The 22,166-nt window shown below is 30.7% G+C and carries 23 protein-coding genes, 1 tRNA gene and 2 pseudogenes; 11 read left to right on the forward strand and 15 right to left on the reverse strand.

The annotated features are described in order from the left end of the window. Window positions 1-191: 191 nt before the first annotated feature. Entirely contained in the window at window positions 192-2,384 is a 2,193-nt protein-coding gene (locus AC0L4B_RS09265) for a RecQ family ATP-dependent DNA helicase (RefSeq protein ID WP_473436673.1), read from the forward strand. A 62-nt stretch (window positions 2,385-2,446) separates the two neighbouring features. Here the strand turns inward: AC0L4B_RS09265 and AC0L4B_RS09270 are convergent, their stop codons facing one another. Then, a complete protein-coding gene (locus AC0L4B_RS09270) occupies window positions 2,447-2,893 on the reverse strand; it encodes a hypothetical protein (RefSeq protein WP_473436674.1) in 447 nt (148 codons plus the stop codon). Between the two features lie 127 nt (window positions 2,894-3,020). On the opposite strand from AC0L4B_RS09270, the gene AC0L4B_RS09275 reads away from it, so the two are divergent. Both AC0L4B_RS09275 and AC0L4B_RS09280 read left to right on the forward strand, forming a co-directional pair. Then, complete coding sequence (locus AC0L4B_RS09275) at window positions 3,021-3,953, forward strand: peptidylprolyl isomerase (RefSeq protein WP_473436675.1); 933 nt, start codon at window positions 3,021-3,023, stop codon at window positions 3,951-3,953. Window positions 3,954-4,022: 69 nt separating this feature from the next. Continuing rightward, window positions 4,023-4,565, forward strand: a complete 543-nt coding sequence (locus tag AC0L4B_RS09280; protein WP_473436676.1) for a YfiT family bacillithiol transferase — start codon at window positions 4,023-4,025, stop codon at window positions 4,563-4,565. Between the two features lie 78 nt (window positions 4,566-4,643). Here AC0L4B_RS09280 and AC0L4B_RS09285 read toward each other — a convergent pair whose 3' ends face one another. Genes AC0L4B_RS09285 through AC0L4B_RS09300 form a run of 4 tightly spaced genes read right to left on the reverse strand, consistent with a single transcriptional unit; the run spans window position 4,644 to window position 7,068 of the window. Continuing rightward, window positions 4,644-4,970 carry a hypothetical protein gene (locus AC0L4B_RS09285; protein WP_473436677.1) on the reverse strand — a complete coding sequence of 109 codons (327 nt, stop codon included), beginning with the start codon at window positions 4,968-4,970 and terminating at the stop codon, window positions 4,644-4,646. A 2-nt stretch (window positions 4,971-4,972) separates the two neighbouring features. Further along, complete coding sequence (locus tag AC0L4B_RS09290; RefSeq protein WP_473436678.1) at window positions 4,973-5,812, reverse strand: MFS transporter; 840 nt, start codon at window positions 5,810-5,812, stop codon at window positions 4,973-4,975. A gap of 51 nt (window positions 5,813-5,863) precedes the next feature. Further along, entirely contained in the window at window positions 5,864-6,547 is a 684-nt protein-coding gene (locus AC0L4B_RS09295; RefSeq protein WP_473436679.1) for a DUF2490 domain-containing protein, read from the reverse strand. A 2-nt stretch (window positions 6,548-6,549) separates the two neighbouring features. Further along, window positions 6,550-7,068, reverse strand: a complete 519-nt coding sequence (locus tag AC0L4B_RS09300; RefSeq protein WP_473436680.1) for a hypothetical protein — start codon at window positions 7,066-7,068, stop codon at window positions 6,550-6,552. Window positions 7,069-7,167: 99 nt separating this feature from the next. Here AC0L4B_RS09300 and AC0L4B_RS09305 point away from each other — a divergent pair, with 99 nt between their 5' ends. Then, a complete protein-coding gene (locus tag AC0L4B_RS09305; RefSeq protein WP_473436681.1) occupies window positions 7,168-7,503 on the forward strand; it encodes a tRNA-binding protein in 336 nt (111 codons plus the stop codon). Window positions 7,504-7,568: 65 nt separating this feature from the next. Here AC0L4B_RS09305 and AC0L4B_RS09310 read toward each other — a convergent pair whose 3' ends face one another. Together AC0L4B_RS09310 and AC0L4B_RS09315 are read right to left on the reverse strand one after the other, a co-directional pair. After that, window positions 7,569-7,973, reverse strand: a complete 405-nt coding sequence (locus AC0L4B_RS09310) for a PUR family DNA/RNA-binding protein (RefSeq protein ID WP_473436682.1) — start codon at window positions 7,971-7,973, stop codon at window positions 7,569-7,571. Window positions 7,974-8,056: 83 nt separating this feature from the next. Next, window positions 8,057-9,799: an ABC transporter ATP-binding protein gene (locus AC0L4B_RS09315; protein WP_473436683.1), complete on the reverse strand. Its 1,743-nt coding sequence runs from the start codon at window positions 9,797-9,799 to the stop codon at window positions 8,057-8,059. A gap of 148 nt (window positions 9,800-9,947) precedes the next feature. Here AC0L4B_RS09315 and AC0L4B_RS09320 point away from each other — a divergent pair, with 148 nt between their 5' ends. From AC0L4B_RS09320 to AC0L4B_RS09340, 5 genes are all read left to right on the forward strand, one after another. Beyond that, window positions 9,948-11,051 (forward strand): Glu/Leu/Phe/Val family dehydrogenase, encoded by a 1,104-nt coding sequence (locus tag AC0L4B_RS09320; RefSeq protein ID WP_473436684.1) that lies wholly within the window; start codon window positions 9,948-9,950, stop codon window positions 11,049-11,051. A gap of 107 nt (window positions 11,052-11,158) precedes the next feature. After that, on the forward strand, window positions 11,159-12,103 hold the full coding sequence (nusB, locus tag AC0L4B_RS09325; RefSeq protein ID WP_236011213.1) for a transcription antitermination factor NusB: 945 nt from the start codon (window positions 11,159-11,161) through the stop codon (window positions 12,101-12,103). Between the two features lie 87 nt (window positions 12,104-12,190). Then, window positions 12,191-12,688 carry a DUF1573 domain-containing protein gene (locus AC0L4B_RS09330; RefSeq protein ID WP_473436685.1) on the forward strand — a complete coding sequence of 166 codons (498 nt, stop codon included), beginning with the start codon at window positions 12,191-12,193 and terminating at the stop codon, window positions 12,686-12,688. Further along, window positions 12,688-12,984, forward strand: coding sequence for a preprotein translocase subunit YajC (gene yajC, locus AC0L4B_RS09335; RefSeq protein ID WP_289045597.1), 297 nt, complete (start codon window positions 12,688-12,690; stop codon window positions 12,982-12,984). Before AC0L4B_RS09330 ends, yajC begins: the two co-directional genes overlap by 1 nt. Window positions 12,985-13,240: 256 nt before the next feature. Further along, a tRNA-Tyr gene (locus tag AC0L4B_RS09340) sits at window positions 13,241-13,322 on the forward strand. Between the two features lie 70 nt (window positions 13,323-13,392). Here AC0L4B_RS09340 and AC0L4B_RS09345 read toward each other — a convergent pair. The 8 genes from AC0L4B_RS09345 to pepT form a co-directional block, all read right to left on the reverse strand. Further along, window positions 13,393-13,764: a hypothetical protein gene (locus AC0L4B_RS09345; protein WP_473436686.1), complete on the reverse strand. Its 372-nt coding sequence runs from the start codon at window positions 13,762-13,764 to the stop codon at window positions 13,393-13,395. A gap of 162 nt (window positions 13,765-13,926) precedes the next feature. Then, window positions 13,927-14,307 (reverse strand): SET domain-containing protein, encoded by a 381-nt coding sequence (locus tag AC0L4B_RS09350; RefSeq protein WP_473436687.1) that lies wholly within the window; start codon window positions 14,305-14,307, stop codon window positions 13,927-13,929. An 83-nt stretch (window positions 14,308-14,390) separates the two neighbouring features. Continuing rightward, window positions 14,391-14,744, reverse strand: a complete 354-nt coding sequence (locus AC0L4B_RS09355) for a hypothetical protein (RefSeq protein ID WP_473436688.1) — start codon at window positions 14,742-14,744, stop codon at window positions 14,391-14,393. A gap of 704 nt (window positions 14,745-15,448) precedes the next feature. Continuing rightward, entirely contained in the window at window positions 15,449-17,092 is a 1,644-nt protein-coding gene (locus tag AC0L4B_RS09360) for an FG-GAP repeat domain-containing protein (protein ID WP_473436689.1), read from the reverse strand. A gap of 2 nt (window positions 17,093-17,094) precedes the next feature. Beyond that, a complete protein-coding gene (locus AC0L4B_RS09365; protein WP_473436690.1) occupies window positions 17,095-17,760 on the reverse strand; it encodes a DUF6796 family protein in 666 nt (221 codons plus the stop codon). A 256-nt stretch (window positions 17,761-18,016) separates the two neighbouring features. Beyond that, complete coding sequence (locus AC0L4B_RS09370; RefSeq protein WP_473439424.1) at window positions 18,017-18,760, reverse strand: L-dopachrome tautomerase-related protein; 744 nt, start codon at window positions 18,758-18,760, stop codon at window positions 18,017-18,019. Beyond that, window positions 18,661-19,092 (reverse strand): hypothetical protein, encoded by a 432-nt coding sequence (locus AC0L4B_RS09375; protein WP_473436691.1) that lies wholly within the window; start codon window positions 19,090-19,092, stop codon window positions 18,661-18,663. Before AC0L4B_RS09375 ends, AC0L4B_RS09370 begins: the two co-directional genes overlap by 100 nt. Before the next feature lie 6 nt (window positions 19,093-19,098). Beyond that, the gene (gene pepT, locus AC0L4B_RS09380) at window positions 19,099-20,340 is read right to left on the reverse strand and encodes a peptidase T (protein WP_473436692.1); all 1,242 of its coding nucleotides are present in this window, start codon (window positions 20,338-20,340) and stop codon (window positions 19,099-19,101) included. Between the two features lie 151 nt (window positions 20,341-20,491). On the opposite strand from pepT, the pseudogene AC0L4B_RS09385 reads away from it, so the two are divergent. Further along, window positions 20,492-21,525 (forward strand): annotated as a pseudogene (locus AC0L4B_RS09385) (quinone-dependent dihydroorotate dehydrogenase). After that, window positions 21,526-22,151: pseudogene (locus AC0L4B_RS09390) on the forward strand (LysE family translocator). Window positions 22,152-22,166 lie beyond the last annotated feature (15 nt).

Genomic DNA, 22,166 nt, shown 5'->3' on the forward strand with positions numbered 1-22,166 from the left:
TATTTTTTTGGTTTATAAAGATTTTACTATCTTTAGTCTTATTCATTAAAACTTTAATTGTTTTAGCGAATTATATTGACCGCAAATTTAACGAAAAATTGAAAGAGGAATTCAATTCTTTACAACTATTTATTTGTGAGTCAATAGTGAGTAAGTGTAAAAAAATTAATTTAATACGTAAGTTTAACATAGTGAAAAGCGATTTGCATTCTGCACTAAAAAAGTACTTTGGTTTTGACGAGTTTAAGGGACTCCAAGAACAAGTCATACAAAGTATTACCAAACAAGACAATACATTTGTTATCATGCCCACTGGTGGAGGTAAAAGTTTATGCTACCAGTTACCAGCTTTGATGCAAGAAGGAACAGCTATTGTAGTCTCTCCTTTAATTGCATTAATGAAAAATCAGGTGGATGCCATTCGTGGTATTTCTAATGAAAACGGGATAGCACATGTATTAAATTCATCTTTAAACAAAACCGAAATAAAACAGGTTAAAGAGGATATTACTAATGGAGTAACCAAGTTATTATATGTTGCACCAGAATCCTTAACTAAAGAAGAAAATGTCGAGTTTTTAAGAACGGTCAAAATCTCGTTTATGGCAGTAGACGAAGCCCATTGCATTAGTGAATGGGGACATGATTTTAGACCAGAATACCGAAATTTAAGGTCCATAATAAGACGTATTGGTGACAATATACCTATTATAGGTTTGACAGCAACAGCAACACCTAAAGTGCAAGAAGATATCTTGAAAAACTTAGGAATGAATGATGCTAACACCTTTAAAGCGTCCTTTAATAGACCTAATTTATACTACGAGATTCGTCCAAAGACTAAAAATGTAGATGCAGATATTATCCGTTTTGTAAAACAAAACGAAGGTAAGTCTGGTATTATCTATTGTTTAAGTCGTAAACGTGTAGAAGAGTTAGCCCAAGTCTTACAAGTTAACGGTATTAAAGCAGTCCCTTATCACGCAGGCTTAGATGCCAAAAAACGCTCAAGCCATCAGGATATGTTTTTGATGGAAGATATTGACGTTGTGGTTGCAACCATAGCCTTTGGTATGGGAATAGATAAGCCTGATGTACGTTTTGTAATTCATCATGATATACCTAAAAGTATAGAAAGCTACTACCAAGAGACTGGTCGTGCAGGTCGTGATGGAGGTGAAGGTCACTGTTTAGCCTATTATGCCTACAAGGATATAGAAAAATTAGAAAAGTTTATGTCTGGTAAACCTGTTGCAGAGCAAGAGATTGGTCAAGCTTTGTTACAAGAAGTTGTCGCTTTCGCGGAAACTTCAATATCACGACGCAAATTTATACTTCATTACTTTGGTGAATCGTTTGATAACGAAACAGGTGAAGGTGGAGATATGGATGACAATATGCGTCATCCAAAAGAAAAACAAGAATCTAAAGATGATGTAAAGCTGGTTTTAGAAATTGTAAAAGCTACAAACCAAAAATATAAAGCAAAAGAGCTTGTTAATGTTATTACAGGTAAATCTAATGCTTTAATTGCTTCTCATAAAACTGATGCTCAACCCTTTTTTGGTAAAGGAAAAGATAAAGACAAGTCTTATTGGATGGCATTAACACGTCAAATGTTAGTGGCTGGATTATTAAAAAAAGATATTGAAACCTACGGTGTTATTAAATTAAAACCCAAAGGAGATGACTTTATCGCACAACCAGAATCTTTCATGATGACTAAAGATCATGAGTTTAGTGAAACAGCAGATAACTCTATAATTACCGCACAAAGTGGAGGAGGAGCAGTTGTTGATGAGGCTTTAATGACTATGTTAAAAGACTTACGTAAGTCTAATGCTAAAAAATTAGGCGTACCACCTTTTGTGATTTTTCAAGACCCTTCATTAGAAGATATGGCTTTAAAATATCCAATATCTTTAGCCGAACTGTCTAATGTTCATGGAGTAGGAGAAGGTAAAGCTAAAAAATATGGTAAAGATTTTGTCAAATTAATCGAGAAATATGTTGAAGATAATGATATTATAAGACCTGATGATTTAGTGGTAAAATCAACAGGAAGTAATTCGGCTTTAAAGTTGTATATCATTCAAAATGTAGACCGTAAATTACCTTTAACAGACATATCATCTGCAAAGGGAATGGAAATGTCTGCTTTTATTAAAGAAATGGAAGCAATCGTATTTTCTGGGACTAAACTAAATATTGATTATTGGATTAATGATATTTTAGATGAAGACCAGCAAGAGGAGATCCATGATTATTTTATGGAGTCTGAAACCGATAAAATAGATGTTGCTATTGACGAGTTTGATGGTGATTATGATGATGAAGAATTACGATTATATCGTATAAAGTTTATCAGTGAAGTCGCTAACTAACTAATAGTAATTATTACACTTATAAAAAAATCTAATAGCCATCGCTATTAGATTTTTTTGTTTTAATCTGTAGTTTCAATAGGTTTAAAAACTAAAGTTTGCTTTTTTATAGTTAAAGTTAAACTTTTTATTGTCGATCGTTTGATGCTTTCTACAGTGTCTTTTTCAATTTCAAAATCTATTCTGGTGGCACTCCCTTTAAACCCAATGTCTATTGGATCAGATTCAATTTCATTCATATCAGATTTTAAATCCATTACATAACCATTGCCTTCTACAATTAAATTTGCTCCAGTTTTAGTTTTTGTATTTAATTTACCAACCACATATGTTTGTAAATAATAATAACCACCCAACTCGTTATAGCCTGCATAAATAACATTAGCATCTGCAACGCCTAGTGGTTGGTCTTCACTATGTTTTAAAATTTTGTCTATATAATTAGCTTGATCTGCTGCTGTTGTATTGTTTGAGTTTTTGCTTCCAAAAAGCTTACCTAATAATCCCATAATTGTTTATAATTGTGTGTCAAATTTAATATAATTAAATAGAATAGGTTTGGGTTAAAAAAACTTAACTGATACCTTATAACTTTTAACTTCTTTATATCTTTGCAGCTCATTAAAATACAATGTAATGCAAGACGGTTTATACGCAAAATTTAATACTACAAAAGGCGAAATTTTAGTCGCTTTAGAATTTGAGAAAACTCCTGGAACAGTAGGTAACTTTGTTGCTTTAGCAGAAGGAAATATGGAAAATGAAGTTAAACCACAAGGGACACCTTATTACGATGGTTTAAAATTTCATAGAGTTATAGATAACTTTATGATCCAAGGTGGTTGTCCTCAAGGTACAGGATCAGGTAATCCTGGTTATAAATTTGATGACGAGTTTCATCCTGATTTAAAACACAGTGGACCTGGTATTTTAAGTATGGCTAATGCAGGACCTGGTACAAACGGAAGTCAATTTTTTATTACTCATGTTGCTACAGATTGGTTAGACGGTAATCATACTGTTTTTGGTAATGTTGTAGAAGGACAAGATGTGGTGGATGCAATTGCCCAAGGAGATGAAATCACAACTTTAGAAATTGTTAGAGTTGGTGCTGCAGCAGAACAATTTAATGCTATTGAAGCGTTTAGAACTTTTGAAGGTGCAAGAGAAAAACGTGAAGCTGCAGAACTTGAAGCTAAACGTGCAGAATTAGACAAATTAGCTGAAGGTTTTGAAGAAACTAAAAGTGGTTTACGTTACCAAATTATCCAAAAAGGATCAGGTAAAAAAGCAGAAAAAGGAAACCAAGTCTCTGTACATTATAAAGGACAATTAGCAGACGGAACTGTTTTTGATAGCTCTTACAAGCGTAATCAACCTTTAGACTTTCAAGTAGGAGTTGGTCAAGTTATCTCTGGTTGGGACGAAGGTATCCAATTATTAAACATTGGTGATAAAGCACGTTTTGTAATCCCTTCTGATTTAGGTTATGGAGCAAGAGGTGCAGGCGGAGTTATTCCACCAAACGCAGTACTTGTTTTTGATGTCGAATTAGTAGACGTTAAATAAATATAAAATATTTTATTATATTAAAGCCTCATAGATATTATGTCTATGAGGCTTTTTATTTATATACTGATGACAGATCAACAACTTCAACTTCTAAAATATCCAATAGGAACCTTTAATTGTCCAGATATAATTACAACTAGTGATATTCAATCTTGGATAGCTGTATTAGATCATTTTCCTTCTAGATTAGCACAATTGGTTAATCCTTTAACAGATGCACAATTGGATACACCATATAGACCAGAAGGTTGGACCATTAGACAGGTAATACATCATGTTGCAGATAGTCACCATCATAGTTATATTAGATTTAAATGGGCAATGACAGAACAAAATCCTGTTATTAAAGCCTATGAAGAAAATGCTTGGGCTAATCAACATGATTATAATCACCCCATAGCTTTATCAATACTCCATATTAAAGCTGTACATGCTAAACTAGTCTATTATCTTAAAGGTTTAACTGAAAAAGATTTACAGCGTACTTTTATTCATCCGGAAAGTGGTGATACCGTTTCATTAAATAAAAATGTTGGTATTTATGCTTGGCATAGTAATCACCATTATGCACATATTTATGAATTATTAAATCGTGAAGGTTGGCTTTAGTTATCTAAAGGTGTTGAGAACCATATAGTTGCTTCACCTATAAATTGCTGAACATTATTTATAAAATTAATACTGTAATTAGTTTTGTTTTTTATTTAAAGTGATTAATCCTAATATTGGACCTATAGCTAAAATTATGTATACGTAGTTTGAATTAGTGTAACTTAACAATAGCGTTAGACACTGTATGCTTATTATGGTTATAAAATAGCCTAAGCAATTTACAATTGTTAAAGCAGTCCCTTTGATGTCTGAAGGTGCATATTGTACTACTAATGTAGAAAGTAAAGGCGAGTCCGCTACAACTACCATTCCCCAAAACATTAAAAAAATAATAAACACTAATTGATTTGAAACAGTGAATATTATTGGTGAAATTAAGCAACAAACTCCAGACAATAGCAATGCTAAACTAGCTGTTTTTTTTCGTCTAAAATTTTAGATACTCTACCGAAAAGCACACATGCTATTCCGCCAATGCCTATAATAAAAAATGATAGTAATGGTATATTTAGTATAATCTTTGGATGTATGATTGTGTAGGCTTTTAGCATGATGGGTACAAAAGCCCAAAAGGTATATAATTCCCACATGTGTCCAAAATATCCCAAAGCCACAGCTCTAAAAGATTGTTTTTTAAACACTTTAAAACAGGCTGACCATTCCGTTTTTGCACCAACTTTACAATACGGACCATTGGGTACAAAAAGTAATATTAGTAAGCCACCAACTAGGGCTAAAATAGAGGTGGTAATAATTACAAGTTTCCATGGGTAACCGACGGTTAAATCTTTTAAAATATGCGGAAAAGCAGTACCAATAACCAATGCGCCAACCAATAAACTTAGTGACTGTCCTAAACCCTTTTGATAATAATCTGATGCAATTTTCATACCCACAGGATAAATACCAGCGAGACAAAAACCGGTTAAAAATCTTAATGTTAAAAGACTTGAGATAGTATGTTGGTCCCAAATAATTAATCCATTAAATAAGGCCCCAAAAACAGCACTTATAAAAAATACTTTAGAAGGCGAAAATCGATCTGATAAAGCTAATATTGCAAAAACTAATGTTCCACCAATAAAACCAAATTGTACAGCAGAAGTTAGATGCCCTAAAGCATTGGTATTTAGATTAAAACTTATAATCAGGTCATTGATCACTCCATTTCCAGCAAACCAAAGCGAGGTACAGCAAAACTGGGAGAGAACTATAAGAGGTAAAATGTGTTTTGTTTGTTTCAATGTAATTATAACAAATTAATTGTAAACTGTTTTGAATAGGTAAAGCTAATATTAAATACTGACATACCAATTTATAGCTAACCAAAAACGTTGTCTTGTAGATTGGTTTACAAAATCATTAATTCTGTAATCCAAACCAACTTCAAGTTTATTATTATCAGTAAATACATAGCCTACATTTGGTAAAACTCTAACTTCTAAATCGTAATCTTCTTTACTTTTAAAACGGTTAAGATACTCATTACTAATTTTTAAATACCATTCGTTTTTATCAACTGACTGACCATTTAAAGGAATATCAAAAGTTACACGATATCGTACACGTAATGTTATAGTTTCGTTTGAAACAAAGGTTTGATCTGTAGAAAACCTATGTCCTAATCTAAAGTTGTTAAAAGGATTAATAATTGTAAATTGTTGAATGGTGCGTTTTACAATATCTTGATCTCTGAATCTTAATAAAAATCCACCAGCAATTGTGTTATTTAAGCCTGTTTTTTTTGAAGCTACTAGGGCAGCATCAGTATGGACGTAATCATAATTAGTGGTTTGATCATTTCCAAATTGTCCAGTTTTAAATAATTGTCTAAATTCTGATTTAAAATTTATTTTCCAATTATTCTCTAGTGGTTTACTAATGTTAATAGTTGGTAATGTTCCTATGTGATAAGTGTTTTGTGCTTTAGTGATAAAACTTATAACACCACATAGTAATAAGAGGTAAAAAGGCTTCATTATTAAAACTCGATATTATCAGTGTTTCTAAAAACTATTGTTTTTGTGGATTTTAGTGCGCCTTTTTCGGTAAATAAATATTCGTAAAGCGCTTTGTTATTTTTTGTTTTTCCTTTTAAAACTATTTCATAGTTAGTGGTGATGTTGTTGGGATGTCCAGATTTAAAGAAAGCCAGTAATGCTTCCTTTGAGCCAATATATTGGATTTGTATTTTTTTAATCCAATGTTTATCAAATTTGGTTTCTAATACATTTGTTATGTTAGCATAGGTTTTAACATAAATATTGTCTTTATGGGTTTCAACTTCAATATCTTGAAGACTTCCATCCATGTTAAACTCAATACTGTATTTTTTGTTTTGATATTTAGTTTTGGCTTCAATTGATTGGCCAGTTTCGTGTATTTCGTGATACCATTTAACTTGCTTTGAAGCTAATAATTGATAAACAAACTGTTTGGCTTGATCTGGAACCATATGAACAGAAATTCTTGATTCTTTTTCAAATTTAGTTTGAGCCATTATTGTATTTCCTATAAATAAGAAACAGATAAGTACACAAAGATTTTTCATTTTAAAAATATTAAATTGCATTACAAATATAACGACAAACTAACAGTTATGAGTGATACAATTCAGTTTGAAGATTTTACTAAAGTAGATCTTCGCGTAGGAACAATATTAGAAGTTAATGATTTTCCTGAGGCAAGACAGCCAGCGTATCAATTAAAGATTGATTTTGGAGATTTAGGAATTAAAAAAACTAGCGCACAAATCACAACGCTATATAATAAAGACCAGTTACTACAACGTCAGATTGTTGCTGTGGTTAACTTTCCTAAAAAGCAAATCGCAAATTTTATGAGTGAATGTTTAGTATTAGGAGCTGTAAATGGTAAGGATGTTATTTTATTAAATCCAGAACATAAAGTGCCAAACGGTAGTGTTGTGTCTTAATTAGATAATATAAAAAAAGCCTTATCGTTTAGAGAAGGCTTTTTTTATTTGTTGTTTGTAAGATTTTAAATATCATCAAAATCTACATCAGTAAATCTACTTTCAGCAGTAGCTTCAGTTGTTGAGGTTGCTTCAGTAGCAGTAGTTGTTACCTGAGGTGTGTCGTATTCTTTTTTGAAATCTTTTTGGTGACGTTCGCTAATAACTTCATCTCCTTTTTCGTTGATGATGTAATCTGTCATTTCTTTTAAGATATCATTAAACTCGTTAAAATCTTCTTTGTACAAATAGATTTTGTGTTTTTTGTAATGAAATGATCCATCATCATTAGTAAACTTTTTACTTTCAGTAATTGTTAAGTAGTAGTCTTCTGCTTTAGTAGCTCTTACATCAAAAAAATAAGTACGTCTTCCTGCTCTTAATACTTTCGAAAAAATCTCTTCCTTCTCCATCATCTCGTTATTATGCATAATCTAAATTGTGTTGTTAGTTGTTTCTGATAAACCAAAAATCAAAAAAAGTTGAATGCCACAACATTTTAATGTAAATCTTTTTATTTAGTTGTTTTCAAATACAACTCTTTGTAGTATCCGTCAGTGTTTATTAGCTGTTGATGTGTTCCAGATTGTACAATGTTTCCGTCATCTAAAACTATTATTTTATCTGCATTTTTAGCAGAAGATATCCTGTGGCTAACAATTAAGGTCGTTTTACCTTCTGTAATGGTTTTAAGGTTATTTAAAATTTTCTCTTCAGTTTCTGTGTCAACAGCAGATAAACAATCATCAAATAACATGATTTGAGGCGTTTTAATTATTGCTCTTGCAATAGATACGCGCTGTTTTTGTCCACCAGATAGGGTGATACCACGTTCGCCTAAAACAGTATTGTATTGGTTTTTAAACTTAATAATGTTTTTGTGGACTTGTGCTAGTTTGGCAGCATCAATCACTTCTTGATCCGTAGCGTTTTCTTTACCAAACTTAATGTTGTTATTAATACTGTCGCTAAACAAAAAGGCATCTTGAGGGACGTAACCTGTAGCGTCACGTAAACTATACAAGTTTAGTGATTCAATAGGTTGGTGGTCTACTAAAATCTGACCTTTGTTGACGTCATATAATCTACCAACTAGATCCAAGATTGTAGATTTTCCAGATCCAGTTTTTCCTATTATGGCTAATGTTTCGCCTGGATTGACCTTAAAACTAATATCTTTTAAAGCTTGAATATTTGTGTCATCATAAGTAAAGGACACATTTTTAAATTCAATTTCACCAATAATATCAGAGGTATTAGGATTGTTGTTTTGTATTTCTGGTTCCGTTTTTAAAAATTCGTTAATTCTGTTTTGAGACGCTTCTGCTTCTTGTACAATTGAAGTTACCCAACCTACAGTTGCAACTGGCCAAGTTAACAGATTAACATACATTATAAACTCTGAAATTGTACCTAGACTAATTTCACCATTCATATATTGTTTACCTCCAATATAAATGACTAAAACATTACTAAGTCCGATTAATAATATCATCATCGGAAAAAATAAGGCTTGTATCCTAACTAAACTTAACTGTTTTTGTTTACTGTCTTCAGACAATTTATCAAACTGTGATGAGGTTTGAGGCTCTATACCGTAGGCTTTAATAACAGAAATCCCACTAAATGTTTCTTGAGAAAATGTAGATAATTTGGATAGATATTGTTGTACAATGGTACTACGTTTATGTATTTCGGAGCTAATTTTATAAATAATTATAGATAATATTGGTAAAGGTATTATGGTGTATAAAGTTAATGTTGGTGCTTGTCTAAACATAAAAATTAAGGCTACAACAAATAAGGTAAGTGTGTTAATACTGTACATAATAGCAGGACCAGTGTACATACGTACTTTTGTGACGTCTTCGCTAATACGGTTCATTAAATCTCCAGTTCTGTTTTTCTTATAAAAATTTAAAGATAACTTTTGGTATTGCTGATAAATTTCGTTTTTTAAATCAAACTCAATATAACGGGATACATTTATAATTGTTTGACGCATCCAAAAGGTTAGTATTCCGGATAATATTGCAGAGCCAATTAAAAACATAATATATTTTAGTAATTTAGCTTTGTAATTAACGACACTATTTTCAGGGTTTTGTAGCTGGTCATTGACCACGTCTATAATAGATCCAATAAATTTGGGAACAAAAACAGTAAATAATTTAGAGATTATGGTTATTAAAACACCAATTATAATTTGGGTTTTATACTTATAAAAGTATTTATTAAGATGTTGTAATTCTTTCATTTAAATGAAAACGTAGGTTCGTAATTTTTTTTAATAATTTCACATTTTAACATGTGAATTATTGTTTTAATGTTAATAAAAGAGTAATTTCGCGCATTGATTTTATAAATAATGTAAAATCTATGTATTAAATTAAAATGTTTACTAAATGGTTTCAGAATTAATCAATACCAATCAATTATCAAAAGCAGATCCTGTTTTTGGGCAATTATCTTTTGATAATCACGAACAAGTCGTTTTTTGCAACGACAAAGATACAGGATTAAAAGCAATAATCGGAATTCATAACACAGTTTTAGGACCTGCTTTAGGAGGTACAAGAATGTGGCAATATGCCAATGAATGGGAAGCTGTAAATGATGTATTACGTTTATCAAGAGGTATGACTTTTAAGTCTGCTATTACAGGTTTAAATCTTGGTGGTGGAAAAGCGGTCATTATAGGTGATGCTAAAACACAAAAAACGCCAGAATTGATGAAGCGTTTTGGAGAGTTTGTACACAGTTTAAGTGGTAAGTACATTACTGCAGAAGATGTAGGTATGGAAACTGCAGATATGGATACTGTTAGAGAAGTAACACCTTATGTAACAGGCATATCTGAAGATAAAGGAGGCGCAGGTAACCCATCTCCAATCACAGCTTATGGTGTGTTTATGGGTATGAAAGCTGCTGCAAAATATAAATTTGGAACAGACGTTTTAGAGGATAAAACAGTCATTGTTCAAGGTATTGGTCACGTTGGAGAATCTCTTGTAGAGCATTTAACAAACGATGGTGCCAAAGTCATTATAGATGATATTAATCAAGAACGATTAGAAGCTATAAGTAAAAAATACGGAGCCTCTATATATAAAGGTAACAACGTATATGCTGAAGCTGTAGATATATATGCACCTTGTGCTTTAGGAGCAACAATTAACGATTCTACTATTAACACTATTCAAGCTAAAGTTATCGCTGGAGCAGCAAATAACCAATTGGCAGATGAGTTGACTCATGGTCGTATCTTACAACAAAAAGGAATTGTTTACGCACCAGATTTTTTAATTAATGCTGGAGGAATTATTAATGTTTATGCTGAGTTAGAAAACTATGGTAAACAAGAAATAATGAGAAAAACTGAAAATATCTATAATACTACTTTAGAAATTTTAAGTAATGCTGAGACTAATGATATAACAACGCATCAGGCAGCGTTAAATATTGCTTTGTCAAGAATTGAAGCAAGAAAAAAAGAAAATCAACAATAGATATCATATAATATACTATTTTTGCAAGGCGAAAGTGAAAACTTTCGCCTTTTTAATTATTAAAAAAAGTATTTCAAACTAATTGAAATTTAAAGTTCTTTGTAAGTATGCTAAGTAGACGACATATTCGTGTTAAAGTAATGCAGGTTTTATATGCATTTAATGGTACAGAAAGTGATGATTTTTCTAAAGACCAAAAATTTTTGTTATACAGTATAGATAACATGTATAATTTATATTTAACGATGTTTTCGTTAATTATAGAAGTAGGAAAGCGTTCTAAATCTCAATTAGAAACCATCCAAAAAAAGCATTTAGCAACTCCAGAAGAAAAAAATCCCAACAAAAAATTTGTAAACAACCAAGTTTTACAATTAATCACTAACAATGAAGCTTTAAAAAGCGAATTTGAAGCCAAAAACATTAACAATTGGCAGTTAGATAATGAGTATGTTGAGATTATCTATAAGGATATTTTAGCAAGTGATCTTTATAAAGAGTACATGTCTACTAAAACATCTACTTTTAAAGAAGACAAAAACTTTATTTTAGATGTCTTTAAAGAAATTATCGCTCCAAACGATAAACTTTACGATTATATCGAAGACAAAAATTTAACTTGGTTAGATGACCTACCAACGGTTAATACAGCTATATTAAAGTTATTACGTAAAATTAAAGAGACGTCAGACGACCGTTTTTTAACGCCTAAACTTTATAAAGATATAGAGGATAAGCAATACGCTATTAATTTGTTTAAAAAGACATTGTTAAATCAATCCAAATTAAGTGAAGAAATTGCAGGTAAGACTAAAAACTGGGATACAGAGCGTATAGCAAGTTTAGACTTAGTGTTACTAAAAATGGCCATTTGCGAGTTAACTAACTTTCCATCAATACCAACAAAAGTAACTATTAATGAGTACCTTGAAATATCAAAAGAGTACTCAACACCAAAAAGTAGCATCTTTATAAATGGTATTTTAGATAAACTGTTAAAAGAATATCAAGAGGACGGAAAGCTAAATAAAGTTGGTCGAGGATTGATGTAGTAAAAAAATATTATTATTTTTACAGTTCTAAATTTATAAAACTAGAAACTTTAAATGTTAAGGTTTCAACAAAACTAAATACCTATTATGAAAAAAGTATTGATTCTATTAAGCGCAGTATGCTTAATCAGCTTAACATCATGTAAGCAAAATGCAGCAGCTAAAATTGACGCAAGTAACGTAACTGCAGCAGCAGAGAGAGATGCAAAATCGGACAAATTACCTGTAATTACTTTTGATAAAAAAGAGCATGACTTTGGTCAAATTGTTTCAGGTACTCCTCAAGAAACAGTATTTACTTACACAAATACAGGTGAGGCACCATTAGTAATTACAGATATTAAAAGTACATGTGGTTGTACTGTACCAAAAGATTGGTCAAGAGAGCCATTAGCAGTTGGAGCATCAGACAAATTTACTGTTAAGTTTAATGGTAAAGGCGCTAACAAAACATCTAAAGTAATTAATATTACAGCTAATACAGCTTCAGGAAAAGAGTCTGTAAAGATTTCAGCCTTTATTACTCCAGATCCTAATGCAGCAGCAAAAGGAGCTAATACTAACTTAGGACCAGTTATTCAGTAATGGAAAGTATTAGCGGTTTTTTACCTATAATAGCCATGTTTGCGGTAGTGTATTTCTTTATGATTGCACCACAAATGAAACGTGCAAAAAAAGAAAAGCAATTTGCTGCAGATTTAAAGCGTGGTGATAAAGTAATAACTAAAAGTGGTATGCATGGTAAAATTGCCGAGCTTAACGACAAAGACAATAGTTGTGTTATTGAAACCATGTCTGGAAAATTAAAATTTGATCGTTCAGCTATTTCAATGGAAATGAGCTCTGCGTTAAATAAGCCAGCCACTAGCTTAAAAAAGTAAATACATTTTACATTATAAAAAAAGGCGACCAATTGGTCGCCTTTTTTGTTTAAAAAGGATTAGATAGTCAAATTTTAAACTATTAAAACGAGGGTTACTCATTATAGATCATGTATAAATTTAATCTGTTTTTTATAATTTGATATTTTTTTAATTGTAACTATTTAATAATCAAACAAACAAAAATTAACTAATAAAAACTATCCTTTTTTGTTTGCTAGATACTAAAAGTTAGTATATATTTGCCATCAGTTTTGGGGAGATACTCAAGCGGCCAACGAGGGCAGACTGTAAATCTGCTGACTACGTCTTCGCAGGTTCGAATCCTGCTCTCCCCACATTATAACTAAAAAAGCCTTCTTATTATAAGAAGGCTTTTTTATGTTTTATAGTTAATCTTTAAATGACTTAATAGTCCATTAAAGCTTTTTTGTAATATTTTAAATCTAAAATATTCATGCTATTTTCTAGGTTACCTATCAACGCAATTAAATACTTTAAACTCTCTACAGGATCTAATGTAGATGCTTCAAAGGTATCCACATCAATATCTTCATCTTCAATTGGACTATCTTCAGGAATAGGAATTAAAAAAGAGTCGTTAGCTTCGATATGCTCATAGGCATAACGTAATACTTTAACAGCTAAAGGAACTTCTAATTCTAAAACATAAGTTCTTAATTGTTTGATGTCGTCAATTAAAGTATCTGTATTAATACCTGTAGCGTCTAGGTTACTTTGGATACTGTCTATTAATTTAAGTGCTTTTTTATTTTCCAAGATGTAAAATTAAAATAAGGTTAGTTACTGAGTTTATGCAAATTTAATTTTTTCTTTTCTTACGTGAAATCAATTACAGATGTTTATTTTAAAATAAATATTATTCCTGATGCTTTTTCCAGTAGGCTTTACCATAACCACAAAAAATCTCCTGACCAGACTTTATTTTTTTCTTGCTTTAATACAGACGTTTTGATTGTCATCTAAAGTGATTTTTGCATTGTTTTTAAATTGAGTAGTGTTGCTTCCTTTGATGTCGTTAGCATATTTAGCAAAACAATCAGTATGCATGCTATCCAATATAGTCCCATCTAATAGATTAATAAAATATTTATCATTGTTTTGACTGGCTCGCTTTTGTGCTTCATTACCATCTAAAATTTCACCTTTAAAGAGCGATATTATTTCATCTTTATAAATAGTTATAGCTGTATACAAACCATTTCCAGCTCCTGGTAACTGAGATGTTTTTATGTATAAGTAATCAGACTCTTTAGCGTCAATGCTATTGTTTTGTGTGTAGATGTTTTTGATGATTATCAATTTTTAGAAGACTAATGTAATAAAAAAAGTCAAAACATAAGTTTTGACTTTTAAAATAACGTTTACTAAAATATAGTAATAATTTAATTTTTAACCTGATTAAGGTTGATATACTCTCCAGACCAATCTTTATGTTTAGCAACTATTGATAAAGTTTTTTCTATGGATAAATTATTAGCTTCCGTTAATGTATCATTAAAAATACTTAGTGTTTTATTGGTTTTATTATATACCAAATTAGCAGCTTTAAATAATGGTGCTTTTATTGATTTACCATTACTAATTTTGATTTTATTGGTAATAATATTTTCTCTGAGTATTTGTTTATCATTGTCATTAGTTATTTCTCCTTCAAATTGAATTAAAGTGAAGTAATTTAGAATACTATCTTTAGCAGTTACATTTTGATTTTTTTGAAGCTGTTGATAAAAAATCAATATGATAAGCGCTATCTTTTATTATTTTTAAAACAACAATTTCATTACGGTTTGTTTGATATATTGTTTGATTATTAAATGTTTTAGTGTTTGTATTTTTTTATTGTTATTACAGCTAGTAAGTATTATTAGAAATAAGATCGAAAGTAGTTGTATTGTTTTCATATGGGAGATTATTATTTTTAATTAACTGTGCAAGATTTTAAAGTACAATAGTATTAAATAATTCTAATGGTTCCTCAATAATTTAATGAAATCAGTTGTTTATGGCGATTTTTTATGAACTGATTGATTTACTTTTAATGTATTTTTTAATGAAAAAAGTGTTTTTTTAATTTATGATTGATTTTTGTACTAACGTTATTTTTTTGAGTAAAATCAAAAGTGAAAATATTATGAATGAAATATAGCACATAGGTATACCCTCTACAGTTTTTGGACATGTAATAACATTTAGAAATTGCATAATTGATCCATAGCTAGCAATAGTCCAAGCTGCCCCTGTTAAAATAAAATATAGATGATAGTTTCGGTTACTTACGTGAATAATTAACGGAATGACTAAACACACTAAAATAATATAGCAAGCCGGTAAATTTGCAATTGTTGGACAAATATTACCGTAATAAAAATGTTTATAAGCTAAAGTACCTGCTCCGTATATACCAAACAGAAATATTAGATTAATCAAATATTTTAAAAGATTATTCAATCAATGTTTTATTTGATGTTTCATCTTCTAAAGAAACCATTTTTGTAACGATTACTCTTGAATTTATTTTGACATCATCTAAATATTGTATAGTTCCATCTATATAAGTTATTGTTACGCTTTTAATGGTATCTTTTCCTAAACCAATTGTGATTGTTGCGCTTTGATCAGAGACTAAGCCTTCCCCGATTATATAGTCTTCTGTTATTGTTTTTCCAGAGGTAGTTGTGACGTTTATTTTCGCTCCGATATTTTCAAAACTTTCGGTAAATGATAATTGTAAGTAATTATTTGTTCCTCCTTTATTAATAAAGGCTTTTGCTGGACCTGAGATGTTTACCCATATAAGATCTTGATAGCCATCTTGATTAAAGTCACTAATTAATGGAGTAATAGCATAATTTTTATTTGTAACCCCACTTTCATCTTCAGTAGCAACAAAGGTATGGTCTGTTTTTTGTGTTAAAAATCGCCCAGGTAATTTGAATAGTTTATGGGGCGGAAATTCGACATAGTTTTCTGCAACAATTAACTCTTGTAAACCATCATTATTCATATCAGCCATTACAGCTCCCCATGAAAATTCAAAATCGGCGACTTTAACTTTGTCCGCTGCGTTTTCAAATTTGAAATCACCTTTGTTTTCAAAGAAGATCCAATCAGAATTGAATTTATTTTCATCGACGTCTCCTCGTGCTAAAAAATGTGGAGCTGTAGATCCTGTATTAGAAAACATAAAATCTACCTTACCATCGTTATTGTAGTCACCAACAGCAATACCCATAGGGTAGGCATAAAAGTTTGATGTAGGGTTAAGCATGTTTTTAAAGGTTCCATTTCTATTGTTTTTATAGGTTTTAACCTCTCCTGTGTCATGTGCTACAATTAAATCTAACCAACTATCATTATCTATGTCAATAAAAATGCCCATAAATGTATTGTGGTTGTAAGCTAATCCAGAATTAGCTGTAGTATCAGTAAAAGTATTGTCTCCGTTATTTAATAATAATTGACTTTGCGGTCCATAACCTTCTGTAAAATTATTTTGACCTTGCATTTGTTTTTTTCTAATGTAATTAGATATAAATATGTCAATATCACCATCTTTATCAATATCACCTAAAGCAAAACCAAGAGGCGTCGCATTATCTGCTAAATTATAATTAATTTTATTTGGTGTAAAAACACCTTCTTTATTATAATATATAGTGATTCCATCTTCACGAGATATAATTAAATCGGAAAAACCATTATTATCAAAATCTGCCGAGGCTGCTCCTAAAGTGGTAACTTTACTTTTTTTAGGAAGTTTTACGAGGTTTGAAATTGATAAAAACCCCTGGTTTTTAAATTGAAATAATTGATCTTGTTGATTATATCCACCTCCTAAAAACAATTCGTCAATTCCATCATTATTAATATCAATTAATGTTGAAGCTATAACAGGAAGCGATTCTTTAGTGTTGTGTTCTTGAATAAAATCTATAGAGACTTCATTAAATGTTGGTATTAGATTGGTATTAATAGTGTTATCGTATGGATTATTTCCATCTGTTCCAAATCTAAACGCTATTAGTATTACTGCTAAAAGTACGATTGTTAAAAGCCCAAGAAAGATATATTTTAAAAACTTCATATTTATAATTTTTTATAATTTTTATTGAATTGGTATAGAGATAAACTAAATAGTATAAAATGGACTACATTCATAGCAATAGGTGCTATGTATTGTCCTATTCTAGGTGTAACAAAATAAATAGCAAAGACGGTTATTAGTAATACAATAGGATTAGTAATAGCCATCCATTTATCATAGTATGATTGTGATTTCAGTATTGAAATAATAAAAAACACAGATAATAGTAATATTACAACTCTTAAGACTTGCACTAACGATTCACTTATTAAAGTGTAATTATCTAGGATTTGTGTATAGATATTATAATTAATGTCTAATTTTAGATGTACAATGGTGCCTAAAAAAGCTCTGGAAGTTATCCAGAAACCTCCTATAGTAAATGCTATAATACCTAGGGTGAATACAAAAAAAGCCCATTTGTTTTCTTTCAACATTTTGTAGATGTGGTAATAGCCTACAAAGTACAAAGGAGTACCTAAAACTGCTAGAAAATGCCCTGCAATAAGATTGTTTTTTGGTACAAATGTAAAGAAGTTATAGTTTTCTGTATTTCCAGTTAATTGAGTACTGTAGTGTAATAAGAATTCACCTAGACCTACAGTTATACTCGCAATCAAACCGATTATTCCAGTGGTATAAATTAGTTGTTTTTCTTTTATAATCATTGCCTATTAAGTATTTAGCACAGTGTTAGATATTGTTAGACGATAGATTTTGTAAATGATTACAAAAAAAGAGTGTCCCTAAATTTGTGATTACTTAAGGAATAGTTTTAAATAAGTTGATTGTGAATATATTTTGAAATAAAACGTGAAATTAAAACATTCAATTATGTACAAAAAAAGCCAAAACCTATGTTTTGACTTTTTTATGTATCAATCAAAAAAAGATTGATATTGTTCTTAATACTAAGATAACTAATTATTTAAGACTTATTTTATTAACCTGAAAGGTCATTGTAGGAATAGGTCCAGTAATCTCGTTAATTCTGGAATTAGTGTAATATAAATCTCCATTATAAATACTGAAGGTATCAGCCCAACGTACTAAATCACCTTTAGCTATAGTGGTTGTCGTTCCTTTTATATCTCTTTTTAATATGGCATTATTTTCTAAATCTGCATAATAAAGATTCCCAGATTGATCAAAAATCATTCCGTCAGGTGCTGCAGTCTTATCAACAACTTCAACAGCTGCTTCAATTTGTTGATCTGTACCATTAATTAAAACATCAGTTGATACTGCATATAAAGTGTAACCAGTTAAGGCATGAAAATATAGTGTGTTATCAATCTGGTTTAATGCAATACCGTCGGAATGTACTGTGTTTACCCATTGTTTACCGTTAATAGTTAGATGGTCAACTTCTGCAGTTGTAGAGGTATGATCTGTTAATACTCGTTTAAAATTACCATTATCTAAATTTAAAATAAGTAGACCTGCATGTCCAGAATCTGTAAAATATGCAACGTTATTTTTACGATCTATGCGTACATCATTAATATAAGAGTCTTTGAAAAACACATCGTCACTTAATGTGTAGATGCGTTTAAGCGTATTGCCTTTCAGATTAAATACAAATATTTTAGGGTTAGATAAAACACCTTTAAAAAAGGGTTTCTTGTGTCCACTACAAACAATTCGTTTTGAGAAGCGACTACAGATTGTACAGCTACAAAAGTAGAATCTGTTACTGTAGCGTCTTCTGTCCAGTTGTTCCAATTTTTATTTGGAAATGGTATAGATTGTCCGTTTACAATTTCGGTTACAGAGTGCTTAACTGTTGGTCTCCATCTAGGAAAATTAACAAACAGACGTCCAGTCTCATTAACTGTAACACCTGTTACTTGTTGACCTGTAAATTGTGCAACTTCAGTAACAACAGGTAAAGTCTCTGTTTTTGTAGCAACTTCAGTTGTAATATTTGATTGTTTTTTATCTGTTTTGCAAGCTATTGTACACAGTGCAATAGCAGAAAGTATTAATATTTTTTTCATAATATTTTATTTGTTTTGTTCAGCAGTTATTTCTGCAATTTTACAAATCACTTCAGTAGCTTTAATCATGCTTTCTACAGGAACATACTCATAACGACCATGAAAATTATGTCCTCCTGCAAAAATGTTAGGACAAGGTAAACCCATATAACTTAATTGTGATCCATCTGTACCACCACGAATTGCTTTTATAAGTGGTGTAATGTTTAATTGTTTCATAGCTTCTTCAGCAATATCTACAATATGCATTACAGGTTCTACCTTTTCTTTCATATTAAAATACTGATCTTTAATTTCAATAGTAACAACCTCTCTTTCGTATTGGCTATTTAATTCATCAGTTAATTTTTTCATCACTTCTTTTCTAGCTTCAAAATGACCTAAATCGTGATCTCTTATAATATATTCTAAAACAGTTTCTTCTACTTCACCTGAGATAGAGTATAGGTGGAAAAAACCTTGGTAACCCTCAGTATGTTCTGGAGTTTCAAGTCTTGGTAACGAGTTTATAAACTCGGTTGCAATGTACATTGAGTTTACCATTTTACCTTTAGCATAACCAGGATGTACTATTTTACCTTTCACTTTAACAACTGCACCTGCAGCATTAAAATTTTCGTATTCTAATTCTCCAATTTGGCTACCATCCATGGTATAAGCCCAATCAGCACCAAATTTTTCGACATCAAATTTATGAGCGCCACGACCAATTTCTTCATCAGGAGTAAATCCAACTCTAATTGTTCCGTGTTTAATTTGTGGATTAGCAACAAGGTATTCCATTGCCGAAATAATCTCTGTAATTCCAGCCTTATCATCAGCACCTAAAAGTGTTGTTCCGTCTGTAGTAATAATAGTTTGACCTTTGTATTGTAATAAATCTTCAAAATAATCTGGTGATAATACAATGTTTTCATCAGCATTAAGGACAATGTCTTTACCATCATAAACATCAATAATCTGAGGTTTTACATTGGCTCCTGTAAAATCTGGAGTCGTATCAAAATGAGATATAAAACCAATAGTTGGTACGTCATGATCTACATTACTTGGTAAAGTAGCCATAATATAAGCATGCTTATCTATAGTCACATCTTGCATACCAATAGCTTTTAGCTCGTCAACCAAAGCGTTAGCTAAATCCCATTGTTTGGCAGTACTAGGTGTGGTGTCACTAGCAGGATCAGACTCAGTATCTACTGTAACATAACTTACAAACCTTTTAATTATATCTTCTTTTGAAATCATTTTGTTGTGATTTTATACTTTAATTATTCGCTTACATATTATAGCTAAATTAATTAATTTAACTGTAGGTCAAAGTTACGATTATTAAGTTTTTTAGCTTTTGAATTGCTCAATTTTTTAATTAGAATTACTTTTGTGCAAACCTATTAAGATGTACAAATCCCTTCTAAGACCAATTTTTTTAGTTTCGATCCTGAAAAAATCCATCATTTCACGTTTTCATTAGTAAAATCGACTTCTAAAATTCCTGGAATGTCTAAACTTTTTAGACGTTTATATACCATTGAAGATCCTAAACTAGAGCGTAAGTTATTTGGTTTAACCTTTAAAAACCCAGTAGGATTAGCAGCAGGTTTTGATAAAAATGCAGTGTTATATAACGAACTTGCTAATTTTGGTTTTGGTTTTATTGAAATAGGAACCGTTACACCAAAGGGTCAAGCTGGTAATCCAAAACAACGTCTATTTAGATTAAAAGACGATCAAGGGATTATTAATAGAATGGGCTTTAATAACGAAGGATTAGAACAAGCAATACTTCAACTTAAAAAAAATAAAGGCAAGCTTATTATTGGTGGTAACATTGGCAAAAACACACAGACTAAACCTGAAGATTATACTAAAGACTACTTGGAATGTTTTAATGGTTTACATCCATATGTAGATTATTTTGTGCTAAATGTTAGTTGTCCAAATGTTGGTAGTCATGCTAAATTAAATGATAAAGACTATTTATTAGAGTTAATAGGAGCAGTGCAAAAAGCTAATAAAACGTTTGATAAGCAAAAACCAATTGTATTAAAAATTGCTCCAGACTTGAATAATAATCAATTAGATGAAATTATTGAGCTTATTGCAGAAACCAATTTGGATGGTGTAATTGCTAGTAACACTTCTGTGGATCGCTCTAATCTTAAAGCTTCCGCAAAAAGATTGTTAGAGATAGGTAATGGAGGTGTTAGTGGTCAACCAGTAAAAGAAAAGTCTACTAAAGTTATCAAATACCTAGCTGAAAAAAGTAATAAAGCTTTTCCTATAATTGGAGTTGGCGGAATACATTCGGCTAAAGACGCATTAGAGAAAATTGAAGCAGGAGCAGATTTAGTGCAAATTTATACAGGATTTGTGTATGAAGGTCCAAGTTTAATTAAAAAGATAAACCAAGCTATTTTAAACAAAAGCTAAATGAATTTTGAAATTCTTTTCAGTTTTATTCTTGCCACAGCAGCTTTAGCAATTTCGCCAGGACCAGATAATATTTATGTGTTAATGCAAAGTATTACTAATGGTCGTAAATATGGATTAGCGACGGTATGTGGTTTAATTTCTGGTTGTTTAGTCCATACAACTTTAGTAGCCTTTGGTGTCTCTGCAATTATAAAAGAAAGTGATTCTCTTTTTTTATAATCAAAGCCTTAGGAGCAATATACCTATTATACCTAGCTTATAAAGTTTTTAAAAGTGACGCTAATGTAACCTTGTCTGATGCAGCAGTCCCTAAAAAAAGCTTAGGACAGTTATTTAAGCAAGGTGTCATCATGAATGTGCTTAACCCAAAAGTCTCTATTTTCTTTTTGGCATTTTTTCCTGCTTATTTATATAGTGACAGTATTAATACGGTTACTCAATTTTATGTTTTAGGATTATTATTTATGACTACGTCTTTTGTTGTTTTTGCATTAATCGCAATTTTAGCTGGATTTATTTCGGATTACTTAAAACAAAATAAAAATATTGGTCTGATTTTAAAATGGTTACAAATTGTGGTCTTTATTGGAATTGCAATTTTCATCTTTCTTTCAGAAAAATAAAGTACTTTTATAGAA

The sequence above is a fragment of the Olleya sp. NP1-10 genome (assembly GCF_055804415.1).

Excerpts from the sequence above, each read along its gene's own strand:
- AC0L4B_RS09270 (WP_473436674.1), bottom strand. The coding sequence starts at position 2,893 with ATGGGATTATTAGGTAAGCTTTTTGGAAGCAAAAACTCAAACAATACA.
- AC0L4B_RS09275 (WP_473436675.1), top strand. The coding sequence starts at position 3,021 with ATGCAAGACGGTTTATACGCAAAATTTAATACTACAAAAGGCGAAATT.
- AC0L4B_RS09280 (WP_473436676.1), top strand. The coding sequence starts at position 4,023 with ATGACAGATCAACAACTTCAACTTCTAAAATATCCAATAGGAACCTTT.
- AC0L4B_RS09295 (WP_473436679.1), bottom strand. The coding sequence starts at position 6,547 with ATGAAGCCTTTTTACCTCTTATTACTATGTGGTGTTATAAGTTTTATC.
- AC0L4B_RS09300 (WP_473436680.1), bottom strand. The coding sequence starts at position 7,068 with ATGGCTCAAACTAAATTTGAAAAAGAATCAAGAATTTCTGTTCATATG.
- AC0L4B_RS09305 (WP_473436681.1), top strand. The coding sequence starts at position 7,168 with ATGAGTGATACAATTCAGTTTGAAGATTTTACTAAAGTAGATCTTCGC.
- AC0L4B_RS09310 (WP_473436682.1), bottom strand. The coding sequence starts at position 7,973 with ATGCATAATAACGAGATGATGGAGAAGGAAGAGATTTTTTCGAAAGTA.
- AC0L4B_RS09315 (WP_473436683.1), bottom strand. The coding sequence starts at position 9,799 with ATGAAAGAATTACAACATCTTAATAAATACTTTTATAAGTATAAAACC.
- AC0L4B_RS09320 (WP_473436684.1), top strand. The coding sequence starts at position 9,948 with ATGGTTTCAGAATTAATCAATACCAATCAATTATCAAAAGCAGATCCT.
- nusB (WP_236011213.1), top strand. The coding sequence starts at position 11,159 with ATGCTAAGTAGACGACATATTCGTGTTAAAGTAATGCAGGTTTTATAT.
- AC0L4B_RS09330 (WP_473436685.1), top strand. The coding sequence starts at position 12,191 with ATGAAAAAAGTATTGATTCTATTAAGCGCAGTATGCTTAATCAGCTTA.
- yajC (WP_289045597.1), top strand. The coding sequence starts at position 12,688 with ATGGAAAGTATTAGCGGTTTTTTACCTATAATAGCCATGTTTGCGGTA.
- AC0L4B_RS09360 (WP_473436689.1), bottom strand. The coding sequence starts at position 17,092 with ATGAAGTTTTTAAAATATATCTTTCTTGGGCTTTTAACAATCGTACTT.
- AC0L4B_RS09365 (WP_473436690.1), bottom strand. The coding sequence starts at position 17,760 with ATGATTATAAAAGAAAAACAACTAATTTATACCACTGGAATAATCGGT.
- AC0L4B_RS09375 (WP_473436691.1), bottom strand. The coding sequence starts at position 19,092 with ATGAAAAAAATATTAATACTTTCTGCTATTGCACTGTGTACAATAGCT.
- pepT (WP_473436692.1), bottom strand. The coding sequence starts at position 20,340 with ATGATTTCAAAAGAAGATATAATTAAAAGGTTTGTAAGTTATGTTACA.